Annotated in this window: 13 protein-coding genes; 4 read left to right on the forward strand and 9 right to left on the reverse strand. The window is 71.8% G+C overall.

Annotated elements, in window-relative coordinates; genetic code table 11:
- Positions 1-272: 272 nt before the first annotated feature.
- The 5 genes from ACMATS_RS34710 to ACMATS_RS34730 form a co-directional block, all read right to left on the reverse strand.
- Positions 273-1,031 carry a maleylpyruvate isomerase family mycothiol-dependent enzyme gene (locus tag ACMATS_RS34710; protein ID WP_414170213.1) on the reverse strand — a complete coding sequence of 253 codons (759 nt, stop codon included), beginning with the start codon at positions 1,029-1,031 and terminating at the stop codon, positions 273-275.
- Positions 1,032-1,097: 66 nt separating this feature from the next.
- Positions 1,098-2,294 (reverse strand): cytochrome P450, encoded by a 1,197-nt coding sequence (locus tag ACMATS_RS34715; RefSeq protein WP_414170214.1) that lies wholly within the window; start codon positions 2,292-2,294, stop codon positions 1,098-1,100.
- Positions 2,295-2,388: 94 nt separating this feature from the next.
- On the reverse strand, positions 2,389-3,645 hold the full coding sequence (locus tag ACMATS_RS34720; RefSeq protein ID WP_414170215.1) for a cytochrome P450 family protein: 1,257 nt from the start codon (positions 3,643-3,645) through the stop codon (positions 2,389-2,391).
- Positions 3,646-3,761: 116 nt separating this feature from the next.
- The gene (locus tag ACMATS_RS34725) at positions 3,762-5,303 is read right to left on the reverse strand and encodes an MFS transporter (RefSeq protein ID WP_414170216.1); all 1,542 of its coding nucleotides are present in this window, start codon (positions 5,301-5,303) and stop codon (positions 3,762-3,764) included.
- A gap of 251 nt (positions 5,304-5,554) precedes the next feature.
- Positions 5,555-6,436, reverse strand: a complete 882-nt coding sequence (locus ACMATS_RS34730) for a helix-turn-helix transcriptional regulator (RefSeq protein ID WP_414170217.1) — start codon at positions 6,434-6,436, stop codon at positions 5,555-5,557.
- 202 nt (positions 6,437-6,638) lie between these two features.
- On the opposite strand from ACMATS_RS34730, the gene ACMATS_RS34735 reads away from it, so the two are divergent.
- Both ACMATS_RS34735 and ACMATS_RS34740 read left to right on the forward strand, forming a co-directional pair.
- On the forward strand, positions 6,639-8,051 hold the full coding sequence (locus ACMATS_RS34735) for an MFS transporter (RefSeq protein WP_414170218.1): 1,413 nt from the start codon (positions 6,639-6,641) through the stop codon (positions 8,049-8,051).
- 93 nt (positions 8,052-8,144) lie between these two features.
- Positions 8,145-8,906: a MerR family transcriptional regulator gene (locus ACMATS_RS34740; protein WP_414170219.1), complete on the forward strand. Its 762-nt coding sequence runs from the start codon at positions 8,145-8,147 to the stop codon at positions 8,904-8,906.
- Between the two features lie 79 nt (positions 8,907-8,985).
- On the opposite strand, the gene ACMATS_RS34745 is transcribed toward ACMATS_RS34740, so the two are convergent.
- Together ACMATS_RS34745 and ACMATS_RS34750 are read right to left on the reverse strand one after the other, a co-directional pair.
- Positions 8,986-9,417, reverse strand: coding sequence for a transposase family protein (locus ACMATS_RS34745; protein ID WP_414170220.1), 432 nt, complete (start codon positions 9,415-9,417; stop codon positions 8,986-8,988).
- Positions 9,418-9,540: 123 nt separating this feature from the next.
- Positions 9,541-10,326, reverse strand: a complete 786-nt coding sequence (locus ACMATS_RS34750) for an ArsR/SmtB family transcription factor (protein ID WP_414170221.1) — start codon at positions 10,324-10,326, stop codon at positions 9,541-9,543.
- Positions 10,327-10,450: 124 nt separating this feature from the next.
- Between ACMATS_RS34750 and ACMATS_RS34755 the strand changes: the two genes are divergently transcribed.
- A complete protein-coding gene (locus ACMATS_RS34755; RefSeq protein ID WP_414170222.1) occupies positions 10,451-10,927 on the forward strand; it encodes a GNAT family N-acetyltransferase in 477 nt (158 codons plus the stop codon).
- A 133-nt stretch (positions 10,928-11,060) separates the two neighbouring features.
- Here the strand turns inward: ACMATS_RS34755 and ACMATS_RS34760 are convergent, their stop codons facing one another.
- Positions 11,061-11,669: a hypothetical protein gene (locus ACMATS_RS34760; RefSeq protein WP_414170223.1), complete on the reverse strand. Its 609-nt coding sequence runs from the start codon at positions 11,667-11,669 to the stop codon at positions 11,061-11,063.
- Positions 11,670-11,679: 10 nt separating this feature from the next.
- On the reverse strand, positions 11,680-12,099 hold the full coding sequence (locus tag ACMATS_RS34765; RefSeq protein ID WP_414170224.1) for a hypothetical protein: 420 nt from the start codon (positions 12,097-12,099) through the stop codon (positions 11,680-11,682).
- Positions 12,100-12,519: 420 nt separating this feature from the next.
- Here ACMATS_RS34765 and ACMATS_RS34770 point away from each other — a divergent pair, with 420 nt between their 5' ends.
- Positions 12,520-12,672: a recombinase family protein gene (locus ACMATS_RS34770; protein ID WP_414170225.1), complete on the forward strand. Its 153-nt coding sequence runs from the start codon at positions 12,520-12,522 to the stop codon at positions 12,670-12,672.
- Positions 12,673-12,820 lie beyond the last annotated feature (148 nt).

Here is a 12,820-nt window from a genome sequence, read left to right on the forward strand (position 1 = left end):
CGACTGCATCAACGATATACCCCCCTGGGGTATTCCGGAAGGGTGGTGGTGCGGTGGCTGGGAGGCGGCCTGTCTGGTGGATCATGCAGCGCCCCGTAAGGGGCGCGGGGCCGTTGACATATGCGGCTCCGCCGCGTGGGCGCGATCAGCCACGGACGGCCCGCAGCCGACGCACCACCCCAGGGGGCCGGGGCGCAGCCCCGGGACGTCGGCTGCGGGTGCGTCGTGGCTGATCGCGCAGTTCCCCGCGCCCCTTACGGGGTACCGGTACCTCAGAACGCCGAGTTGGTGAACCAGCGCTCCAGCAGGGCCCCGTCACCCCGTACCGCGAAGGCATCCGCACCGCGATCGAGGCGGCCGTACACGAGCAGCAGCAGATCGGCCGCGCGACCTTCCACCGTGGCGTCGGCGGACTCCGCCGATCCCTGCTCGACCTCGAAGCCGTCCGGCCGCAGGCGGATCAGCCACTCGCCGCGGGTGTCGGTGCACCGGAAACGAATCGTTTCGCCGCCGCCGACCAGCTCGGCCACCTTGGGGGCGAAGAAGCCGGCGAAGGGCAGGTTGACCAGGAACTCGTCCACGCCGTCGGCCGCCAGCTCGCGGTCGATCACGGGCCGGAGGCCGAGGGCGAGTTCCGCGTCGGCACGGTGCACCAGGGTTTCGAACAGCATGCGGCGGATCCAGAACCGGGCGTGCTGGTCGGCGCCCCACGCCCACATCGGGGCATCCGGGTCGGTGACGGCGAAGGCGCTCGCGGCCTCGGCCGCGCTGTCCGCCAGCCAGTCGGGGTAGCCGTCCTCGTCCGCCGGCAGCCGCAGGTCCACCTCGCGGCTGCGCGGCGGTTCCTGGACCAGTCGGCGCAGCAGGACGGAGAACCAGCGCTGCACGCTGCCCGTGTGCCGGATGAGGTCGGTCAGCGTCCAGCCCGGGCAGCCGGGCACCGCCGTCGCGCGGTCGGCGTCCCGGACCAGGTCCACGAATCTGGCGCTCTCCGCCGCGATGGCGTCCCGGTGGGTGGCAGGGGTGGTCATTCTTCCGCTCTCCTGGTCGTCGCAGGGCCCGGCACCGGCCGGCCGGGCATCCCACCACGCATCTTGTCACCAGGTCACGGGAAGTTCCGCAAGCATGATCGCCATCCGGTTGGGGTGCCAGGGCACCTCCTCCAACGGCACCGCCAGGCGGAGGCCCGGGAGCCGGTCGAGGAGGACGCGGAAGGCAGTCTCGGACTGGCGGCGGACCAGGTGGGCGCCGGGGCAGTGGTGGCGGCCGTAGCCGAAGCGGAGATGGGGGTTGGGGGAGCGGGTGGGGTCGAAGTCCTCGGGGTCGGGGAAGGCGGCGGGGTCGTAGTTGGTCGCGTCCAGCTGGAGCAGGACGAGGTCGCCCTGCCGCACGGCCGTGGTGCCGATCTTGGCGTCCTCGGTGACGAAGCGGGGGATGGCGTTGCCCAGGACGACGCTGTGGCGCAGCAGTTCCTCCACGCACTGCGGCAGGGTCTCCGGCCGGGCGCGCACGGCGTCCATCACGTCGGGGCGCTGGAGGAGGTTGAGCGCCGCGACGCCGAGGAAGCTGGCGAAGTCCTCGTAACCGCTGACGAACAGGACGGAGACGATGTTCGACAGCTGCTTGTCGGTCAGTCCCTTTCCGCTGTCGTTGAGGTCGGCGAGACGGTCGACGAGGCCGCGCGGCCGGCCGGGTTCGCGGGCGGCCATGTACGCCTGCATGTAGACGCGGATCTCCTCCCAGTTGCGGGCGAGTTCCTCGTCGGTGGGGGTCACCATGGTCAGGTCGAGGTCGGCCCGCACCGCGAGCCACTCGTGGTCCTCGAAGGGCAGTCCGAGCAGCCGGCACATGCACTGGGCGGCGACCCATTCCGCGAAGTGGTGCTGGAGGTCGCCCGGGCCGCCCTGCCGGACCATGGCGTCCAGGCCCTCACGGGTGACCTCGGCGACCCAGTCGGCGGGGAGCTCGGGCTGGTTGCGGCCGAGCGCCTGGAGGACTTCGTCCCGCAGCCCGGCCTGTTGGAGGTGGTTCATGGCGTCGAGCAGCTCGGGTGCCAGGATCGGGGCGTCCTGGGTGGGCCCGTCGGGGTCGCCCAGGACGGACCGGGCGAACTTCCGCTCGCGCAGCACGTGCTGGGCCAGCTCGTAGCCGGTGACGAGCCAGGCCTCGCCGCCGGAGTTGGTGCCGACCCTGGCCACGGGACAGCGGCGCTGCAGCTCGCCGAGTTCGGGGGCGAGGCGGTCGCCCTGGGTGCTGAAGGGGTAGTGCGGCAGGTCCTCGTGCGGTGCGGTCACGGTGTCGGGCCTTTCTCGTCCGGTCGTGTGTCCGGCTGTGTCTCCGGTCGCGGTTCCTGTCGCGATTCCGGTCGGGGGTGGTCGAGGAGGTGCGTCACCAGCGCACCGGCAGCCGGGCGGGGGCCCGCAGGGGTGTGGACTCGTCCCAGGGGATCGACTCCGCCGGCACGGCCAGCTCGATGTCCGGCAACCGCTCCAGCAACACCCCGAGGGTGATGGCGAGTTGCATCCTGGTCAGGTTCCCGCCGGTGCAGGCGTGCGGACCGTGGCCGAAGGCGATGTGCGCGTTGGGGGTCCGGGTCAGGTCCAGCCGGTCGGGGTCGGTGAACGCGGCGGGGTCGCGGTTGGCGGAGGCGGGCACCGGGATGACCGCGTCACCGGCCCGGATGTGCTGCCCGTGCAGAGTGAAGTCCTCCTGGGCGACCAGGATGTTGATGGCGTTCATCAGCGGGACATAGCGCAGCAGTTCCTCCACCGCGGTTCCCATCCGCTGGGGCGCGTCGCGCAGTTCGCGCAACTGGGCGGGGTGGGTGAGCAGGGTGAACAGCGCGTTGCCGGTGTGCTGGATGTTGGTCTTGTAGCCGGCCATCAGCATGGTGACGACGAAGCTGACCACGTCGTCCCGGGTCAGCTCGCTGCCCGGGCGGCGGCTCTCCGCCAGCAGGAGGTGGATGTAGTCCTCGCCCTCGCCCTCCTTCTCCTTGCGGGCGATGAGCTCCTCGCCGTAGTCCTGCAGCGCGTACAGGGCCGCCAGTACCTCGTCCATCGACAGCCCGGCGGCGCCGAGCAGGGTGAGGGTGTGCGGCAGGTAGATCTCGCGGTCCTCGTGCGGCAATCCGGTCGTCTCGCACAGCACGCGCAGCGGCAGCGGTTCGGCGTAGGCGGCGATCAGATCGGCCGTGCCGCCGTCGGAGGACTTTGAGGACTCGGAGGTCTCGGAGGACCCGGCGGACTCCACCATGGCGTCGATCAGTTCCCCGGCCATGGCCCGGATCCGGGGTGCCATGAACTCCAGGCGGCGCCGGCCGAAGAGCGGCAGCACGGTGCGCCGTACCCGCTCGTGGTGTTCGCCGGTCATCTCCAGGAACGTCGGCAGGCACGGCGGGGGAGCGTCGGGGCCCTCGCGGGGCGGCCAGGCGGAGAGCAGCGGCCGGATGAGGCGGGGGTCGGCGAAGGCGGCCCGCGCGTCCTCGTAGCGGCTGATCAGCCAGCCGGTCTCCCCGTTGGGTAACTGGGCCTTGACCACCGGCTGTTCGGCGCGTAACCGGGCGTAGCCGCACGGCGGGCCGGCGGTGCCGGGTTCGACGGCCGGGACCGGGACGAGTTCCTCGGATTCCTCGGGACTGTTCATGCTGTCGGTTTGCTCCGTTCCGGGAAGCGAGAAGAGTCCTTTTCAGGACTTATCGCCAATAGTCAGACTATGGACGGTCGTTCGGCTGACGAGATTGGATGTTTCCCCTCCGTCTGTCAACCACCAACATCATTCCCGGCCAGTCGGTCCGCCCCGGTTCGGTCCTGTTTACCGGGGTGCGGGTGCGGGAGCAGGAAGGTTGCCAGGAGCGTGATCGCGAGCAGCCCGGCCTCCGCGCCCAGAGTGATCTCCATGGCTCCGGTGTAGCCGGGTCCGGCAGCCGTGGCCCGTTCGCCGAGCCCGGAGAAGAAGACCGTGCCCAGCACCGCGCTGCCCAGTGCACTGCCGAACTGCTGCACCGCGGTGAGCGTCCCGGCGGCCGAACCCGTCTCGTGCGGCTCCACGGCGGCCAGCACCGTCTGGAAGAACGGGCCCATCACCAGCCCCATGCCCGCCCCGACGACCACCAGCGCCGGGGCGCCCTGCCACACCGTGACCCGTGTGCCGGCCGACCGCAGTGCGAGGGCGAACAGGCCGGTGCCGAGTGCCATCACCACGACGCCGGTCTGCACCAGCGGGCGCCCGAACCTGCTCAGCACCCCCCGCCCGTCCAGCACCTGCACCACCGCGAAGCCGACGACGGTACCGGCGGACCACGGCAGCACGGCCAGGCCCGCCTTCAGCGGCGAAGCCCCCAGCCCCGACTGGAAGTAGAGGCTGAGCGCGAGCGAGAAGCCCGCCACCGCGGCGAACAGTGCGGCACCGGTCACCAGTCCGCCCGAGAAGGCCCTCTTGCGGAACAGCCCCGGGACCACCAACGGTTCGCCGCCGGCGCGTGCCACGCGCTGCTCGTACCGGCCGAAGACCCCGAACAGGGCCACTCCGGCCGCCATCGACACGAACGCCCACACCGGCCAGCCCTGTTCGCGTCCCTGCACCAGCGGGAAGACGACCGGCAGCGCGGCGGCCGAGGCCAGCACGGCACCCACCAGGTCCAGCCCGGCCGCGGACCTCGGGCCCGACGCGGGCAGGAACCGCCACCCGCCGGCGAACGCGAGCAGCCCGAGCGGCAGGTTGACCAGGAAGACCATGCGCCAGCCGGTCCCGAACCAGCCGGCGCTGACCAGCCAGCCGGCCAGCACCGGGCCGCCCACGTAGGACAGCCCCATCACCGGCCCGTACATCCCCATGGCCCTGCCGAGCTCCCTGCCGCGGAACATCTCCTTGATGAGGCCGAGCCCCTGCGGGATCATCACCGCCCCGAACAGCCCCTGCAGCCCCCGCGCCGCGATCAGGAATCCCGGCGACATGGCCGCCGCGCACAGCAGCGAGGCGCCGGTGAACCCCGCCGCACCGACCAGGAACGCCCGTCGGCGCCCCACGACGTCCCCCAGCCGTCCGCCCGTGATCAGCCCGACCGCCATGGCGAGCGCATAGGCGGCCCCCAGCCACTGGGTGACACCGGCTCCGCCGCCCAGCTCGGCACGGATCGACGGCGCCGCGATCGAGGCCACCAGGGAGTCGAGCATGTCCATCGTCTCCCCGGCGAGGAGCACCCACAGCGCGACCCAACGCCACCGGTAGGGCGGTGGTCCGGGCGCAGCGGAGGGGCTGCCGGGGGCGGACAGGGCCAGGTCGTCGGTTCGGGAGTCGGACATGGAAATGATCATGCCCAGGAGCCCGGGAGGAGAGACGGGATCGGCGGCGGTTGGCGGGAAGTCGGCCATCGGGGCCGGCCGGTCTGTCCGATCACGCCCCCTTGCCAGGGGCGGCCGGTGGCCGACGCGAGGGTGCCCCGTAGGGGCGCGGGGAACTGCGCGACCAGCTTCCGCCGGCCCGCAGTTGATCTGCCAACGGGGGAAGGTGCCGCAGGCCGGCTGCTCCTGGGGGAGTAACAGCCTCGCGCCCCCTACGGGGTGCCGCGCTCGGCCCCCTCCGGGAGCTCCGCCTCCCGGGGGCTGGCCATGTCGAGCAGCAGCATCGCGTCGTGGTCCGGGGTGCCGGGCGGCGCCTGATAGGTGACGAGGCGCTGGCCGCCCGTGCGGGAGATCGTCATCACCTCGAAGCCGAGGCACATCGAGCCGACCTCCGGGTGCTGGAAGTGCTTCCGGCCCCCGCCGCGTGCCTTGACGTCGTACCGCTCCCACAGCCGGGCGAACTCCGGGCTCTTCACCACGAGTTCGCCGACGAGCCGGGCCAGCTCCGGCGCGTCCGGATCGGCGCCCGCCATCGCCCGCAGATGGGCCGCGCTGTACGCCGCCATCTTCTCCCAGTCGCGGTAGAGCCGGCGGCCCATGGGGTGCAGGAACAGGTAGCGGGTGATGTTGCGGCGCTCCTGCGGCCAGTCCGTGATGCCCGGATAGAGGCGCAGGCCGGGCCGGTTGGCGGCCAGCAGGTCGTTGGTGCGGCTGACGACGTACGCCGGTGAGGGGCGCAGCATCTCCAGCATGGTGCGGACCGACTCCCGCACCGTACGCGCCGGGCCTCGGCACGGAGTCGGCGCCCGGCCCGCGGCGAGCGCCACCAGTTCGTGCAGCCGGCGCAGTGCGTCGGAGGAGAGCTGGAGCACCTCGCCGAGCGCGGCGACGACGGCGGGCGAGGGCCGGGTCTCCCGGCCGCGCTCCAGCCGCGTGTAGTAGTCCACGCTGACCCCGGCCAGCGTCGCCAGCTCCTCCCGGCGCAGCCCCGGCGTGCGGCGGATGCCGGTGCCGGCGGGCAGGCCCACGTCCTGCGGGCGGACCTGCCCGCGGCGGGCGCGGAGGAAGCGGCCCAGTTCCGTGCCTTCGCTCATCCGGCCATTCTCGCAAAGGAGTACGGGCGCAGGGAGGCCGTACCAGGGCCAGGCACCGTGCTCCCCCACACGGTCCGGTCTGTCGGGGGTCGCGCACGCCGAGCACACTGCCTTCTGTATCCGACTTCTGTATCCGACGTATCCACGTAACCGATGCGTCCGGCAGGACGGGAAGGGGCAGCGCAGTGAGGAACAGTGCACGATGAGCGCGACGGCTCGGACCGGGGCGGGTACGGGAGTCGGGGCGAACGGGGGCACCCGGGGCGGGCCGGGGCGGCCGGGCTCCGCCACCGCCGCTCTCGTCGCCGCCGTTCTCGGCTTCTTCGTGATCACGGTCGACGTCTCCGGCGTCAACGTCGCGCTGCCCGCCATGCGGGGGCAGCTCGGCGGCTCGATGTCCGGACTCCAATGGGTCGTCGACAGCTACACGTTGATGTTCGCGGCGCTGATGCTCTCCGCCGGTGCCCTCTCGGACGCGGTCGGCGCGCGGCGCGCCTACGGCTGGGGACTCGGCGTCTTCACGCTCGCCTCGCTGGCCTGCGGGGCGGCACCGACGCTCGGGGCGCTGACGGCGGCGCGCGTGGTGCAGGGGAGCGCGGCAGCGGTGATGGTGCCCGCTTCGCTGGCGCTGATCCGGCAGGCGTTCCCCGATCCGGCCGCCCGGGCGCGCGGCATCGCCCTGTGGACGGTCGGCGGCGCGGTGGCCATCGCCGCGGGGCCCGTCCTGGGCGGGCTGCTCACCACGGAGTGGAGCTGGCGCGCCGTGTTCTGCCTCAATGCGCCTGCCGGGCTTGCCGGTTTCCTGTTCCTGCTGCGGGCGGCGCGCTCCCCGCGCCGCGCTGCCGCGTTCGACCTGCCGGGGCAGCTGACGGCGGTACTGGCGCTGGCCGCCCTGACCTTCGCCGTGATCGAGGGCGGGCGCGACGGGCTCACCGGCGCCGTGCTCGCCGCGACCGGGGTCGCGGTGGCGTCCGGGGCCGCGTTCGTGGCCGTCGAGGCGCGGCGGCGCACCCCGATGCTGCCGCTGGAGCTGTTCCGGCAGCGCGGCGTCACCGTGCCGGTCGTCGCAGGTTTCTCCGTCAACGCCGCCTTCTACGGCGTGGTGTTCGTCCTGAGCCTCTTCTTCCAGGAGCAGCGGGGGCAGTCGGCGCTGTCGGCCGGGCTGATGTTCGTGCCGATGGCGGCGGTCACCGTCAATTTCAACTACCTCTCGCCGCGGGCGGTTTCCCGCTACGGCCCGCGGGCGGTGGTCGTCACCGGACTGCTGACCGGTGTGCTGGCCTGCACCGGGCTGCTCGCCGTCCACACCGGAACGCCCGCGTGGGCGACCGCCCTGCTGATGATTCCGCTGGGCGTCGGCGGCTCCCTCGCCATGCCGGCGCTGACCTCCCTGATCCTCGACAGCGTCGCCGCCGAACGGGCGGGCACGGCAGCCGCTCTGCTCAACACCAGCCGCCAGACGGGCGGAGCACTCAGCATCGCCGTCTTCGGCGCGCTCCTCGCCGGGGGCTTCGCGCGGGGCATGGGGGAGAGCATGCTGCTCGCCGCGTGCCTGCTGGCGATCACGGCGCTGGGTGCGGCGGTGCTGCTGCCGCGGCGGCCTGGCCGGGGTTGAAGTTGCCGCTGCGGCAGCCTCTACCGTCCTGAACAGGGCCGGAGAAACCGGCCGGTGGATCGTTCGCGAGGAGCGAGGAGCGAGGAGGCGGCGATGGGGTGGCCTATCGCGGAGGTCGCACGGATGTCGGGCGTGACGGCCCGGACGCTGCGGCACTACGACGATATCGGGTTGCTGCCGCCGGCGTGGATCGGCACCAACGGGCACCGCTATTACGAGGAGCGGCAGTTGCTGCGGCTGCAGCAGATCCTCGTCCTGCGGGAGCTCGGCGTGGGGCTCCCCGAGATCGGCCGGATCCTGGCCGAACAGGTCGACGAGCTGGAGGCCCTGCGCGGACACCGCAGCCGGCTGCTCGCCGAGCGGGACCGCCTCGACGCGCTGGCCCGCACCGTCTCCCGCACGATCGCCGCACTGGAACAGTCCGGAAAGGACGGTGGACCCATGACCAGTATCAACCGACCGGAGAACCTTTTCGAAGGTGTCCGGCCCGCCGTGTACGAGGAGACTCTGCGCGACTTCCCCGAGCACGCCGAGGTGGTCCGGCAGCGCGTCGCCGCAATGACCGAGGAGGAGATCGAAGCGGCACACCGTCGGCGGACCGCGCAGATGATCCGGTTGGCCGAGCTCATGGCCGCCGGCCTGCCTGCCGATGCCGATGAGGTGCGGGCCGAGGTCGCGGCTCAGCACCAGGCGCTGACCGGCCTGCGTGCCGTCTCCGTCGAGGAGTTCCGGGCGATGGGGCGTTCCTGCGTGGAGAACGCGTCGTGGCGTGCGGCGTACGAGACGATCGCGCCGGGCCTGGCCGCCTACCAGCGGGACGCGATCGAGGCATACATAACGGCCGCGCTGAGCTGAGCCGGAACCGGGCCGCCGCCGGAACCGGACCGCCGCCGGGGCGGGCGCCGGGGCGGGCGTCGTGCGGAGCGGTCGGAGGTCAACCCGGCGATGGCCAGGTGGGTTTCCGGGCAGGCCTCCCGACGTCCGGTGCACCGCTGCAGGGGCCGCCACTGCTTGTACTCGGCGTTGGTGTGGCCAGGCCCTGGTATCCCGAGTCGGCCTCAGCCTTCACCGCCGGATAGTGCTGGAACTGTTCAGCGATGCCCTCGGTGCGCAAGGCGGTCTGGTCATGCACGCGGCCGCCTTGCGACCCGGCCGCCCCGACCTGGCGGACTGCGACGGGGACCGTGGAGCGATCCACCCGGTACAGCTCGGCCAGTGCGGCGTGCGGCAGGCCCAGCCGCAGGCGGACGAGGGTGACCAGCAGCCGGTCGACAAACTCCGGCTTCGGCTTGCGCCCGGCTCCCTTCGACCGGTGCCGCTTGCCACCCCGCTGCCGGTCAAGCGCCGACTCGCGCCGGGCCGCCAACGCGGCGACAACTCTTCGAGTAACTCGCCGGGATGTGCGTGAGAGACCCCGGACAAGGCGGGATGGGAGCTGGCCGCACGGGCCAGGTAAGCGTCACGGCTCACCCACCCCGTGCAGGCCTTCTCACGTCACGGCCCCATCAGCACCGGGACCGTTCATCCAAGGTCGCTGATCCGCTTCTTGGTCCCAGGGCGGCAGTTCGGTGGTCGCAGGCAGTCCGATGTGGTCGCGCAGTTCGTGTCTGCCCAGATCCGTGAGGGCGAGGGCACGGGTGGTGCCGATCCGGGTCAGCCACCCCGCGGCCAGGGCGTGCCCGCAGATGGCGGCGCCGACGGCCCCGCCCAGGTGCGGGCGCCGTTCGGTCCAGTCCAGGCAGGCGCGTACCAACGGTCTGCGGGAGGCCTCGGGCAGTGCGATGCCCAGGTCGTTGAGCCAGGTTGCCCCCTTGACGGTGAGCGACGGATCGCTTCCCCACTCCAGCAGGCCGCGGTCGGCCATCGAGTCGGTGACAGCCAGGCCCAGTTCCCCGGCCAGGTGGTCATAGCACAGGCGCGCGCGGGCCAGGGCCCGCTGTCGCCCCGAGCCCGACAGCGAACGCGGTCTGGGGGAGTGGTGCGGCGCGAGCGCGGCGAGGCTCTCGATCAGGGCCATCACGCGCGGATCGGCCATCCGCAGGTAACGGTGGCGTCCGTGCCGTTCCTCGACGAGGAGTCCGCCGCGTACGAGCACGTTCAGATGCTCGGTCGCGGACGAGGCTGCGACACCGGCATGGCGGGCCAGTTCTGTGGCCGTCCAGGCCCGGCCGTCCAGCAGGGCCAGGCAGAAGTCCGCCCTGGTGCCGTCGGCCAGCAGCCTGGCCACGACGGCCAGGTCCACACCGACGTCCCGGCTCTCGCGCTGATGATCCATGTCTCCGATTGTCGTCGATCTCGATTCGGGATCGGCCGAAGCGTTCGCGCCCTAACGTCCCGTACCAGCCGAGGCCACCGCGCTCTCCGCCCGCATCCCTTCCGTCAACCGCCCTGGGAACCTCATGCCTGCCACCGACAGCACGACACCGAACCCCTGGCCCGGCATCGGCCTCACGGCCACCGACGCCCCGAAGCCCACCGACGTATCGCTCATCTCCGACGCCCTGGACCGGTTCAACATCGACACGACAGCCATCGACGACCGCCGCCCGCTGGCCGTCCTGGTGCGTGACTCCCCGACCCGCCAGGTGATCGGCGGTCTGACCGGCCGCACCTCACTCGGGCTGTTCTTCCTCGATCTGTTCTTCCTGCCACGCGAGCTGCGCGGTGGCGGTCTGGGCAGCGAGATCCTGCGCCGCGCCGAGAACGAAGCCCGCGCACGTGGCTGCCGCATGGCTGTGCTGTACACGATCAGCTTCCAGGCTCCCGGCTTCTACGCGAAACACGGCTGGCGACGCCTGGGCGAAGTCCCGTGCGACCCGCCGGGCACCAGCAGGGTCTTCATGACAAAGGACCTCGACCCGCCGACAGCCCCCTGAACCCGCCGCGCCGCACCAGGGCGGTCATGCCGGACCAAGACCCTCCGGCCGTCGTCTCGATCAGTCGCGGCGCAGTTCCCCGCGCCCCTGACGGGGCGCCTCGGTGCCGCAGGTGCGCTGCGCGCTCGGCGGGCTACTCGCTCAGACCCACAACACCCCACCCTCGTCGGGCGGCTTCGGTGACGACCTGTCCCCACTGCGCCAGCAGCCCCGTGAACCCGCCGAAGTCGCCGACCCACCCGTCGGGATCGGCGGCATGCTCACCGAACGGCCCTTCCATCCGGCCGAGACAGGGCCGTGCCCGGTCCCAGACTGCGGCCAGTTCCCGGACGCTGTCCGGTGATCGTGCGAGCAGCACGCCGTAGTCGTCCTCGCCGAAGAAGCCCGTATCGGTGTGCTGCGCTTCGCCGTCCATCCCGCACCAGACGAGTCCGCGCAGGAAGGTGTCCCATGCGGCCCGCATCGGTGGATCGACATGGTCGCGGACGGCTTCCCACCGCTGCCCGGCCCAGAAGTGCGCCTTGAACGAGCCGCAGGTGTGCGGGAATTCGTACACGGCGAAGAGGGCGCTGTCGGGCCCCTGCGGCCACACCCAGCCGCTCTCGACCGCCGGCGCATCGTGGCCCCACAGCCCCGTCTCGTCGGCGTACCAGGCACTCCTCAGCCGCGGCACCCGCTCCCGTGGCGGAACCTCTTCCAGCCACGAACAGTCGGCAGTCATCACCGTGATGTCCAGCCCCATGGCAGGGAGGCTACCGACAGCGCCGCGATGACGTGGCCGTCGGCCGTATGCGGTTCATGACCCGATCATGGAGCAGCTCGTACTCCGCACGCAGCCTGCGCCACTCGGTCACGGGCGGCCGGGGAACGACGACGCCTCCGGTGACGATCTCCTCCGGCCCGAACTGCTCACGGGTGAGGTCGATCTCGATGCCCGTGCCGAGGCGGTTCCACCAGTGGTAGTCCACGCGCCTGCCGTCGACATGGACCTCCCCGCGGATCAGCTCGCCGCCCAGCAGGTCATGGAGCACCATGGCGGTCACACCGCACTGGTCCCGGGCCGGATTGTCCGGGCTCCAGCGCGATCGGAACTCGGGCGTGCACGTCTCGGCACTCCAACTGCTGCGGACGGCCTGCTCGATGTCGGTGAGAAGCATCGGTGTCGGTGTCATACCGGTGATCCTCCCAGCGGGCACTGACAACGAGCCGTCACTGTGGATGGCGCCCGGGGCATCCGGGTATCCAACTGTTGATTCGGTTGTGGGCCACGGTGGGCCATACGGTCTCTCACGTGAGTGATGGGACTGAGGATTGGATCTCTGCAGGTAAGGCGGCGAAGCGACGGGGGGCTACACGGATGCCGCGCCGCTACACCCTTGAGGGCGTGTAGGAGGATCGGCGGCCGCCAGATGGTCGCCGGGTCTTCCAGGTGGGGGATTTGGATGCGCTGGCGCGGCGGCGGGGCGGCAGATGTTGCCGTCGGTAGGCGAGGTGGTGCTGTACGGGCGGGTTTCCTCGCACCGGCAGCGCGCCGAGGGCGACTTGGACCGGCAGGTGGTGCGGCTTCGTGAAGCGGCTGGGGGCGGATCGTGGTGGGTGAGTTCACCGATGCGGCTTCCGGCTTGTCGGATCAGCGCAAGGGGCTGCGCAGGGCGCTGCGGGCGTGTCAGACCGACAGTGTGGGCACGCTGCTGGTCACTCATGAGGAACGCCTGGCGCGGTTCGAGGAGCTGGAGGGGGGGTGACGGCGATCTGGTACGGGACATGCTCGCGATCGTCACTTCGTTCTCGAGCCGGTTGTACGGTGCCCGGTCGGCGAAGGCCCCGCGCCTTGACGCGGGCGGTGAAGTCCACCGCCAACGAGGGTGATTTGCAGGCCACTGCTGGCCAATT

It is taken from the genome of Streptoverticillium reticulum (genome assembly GCF_047456005.1).
Taxonomy (GTDB): Bacteria; Actinomycetota; Actinomycetes; order Streptomycetales; family Streptomycetaceae; genus Streptomyces; species Streptomyces reticulum.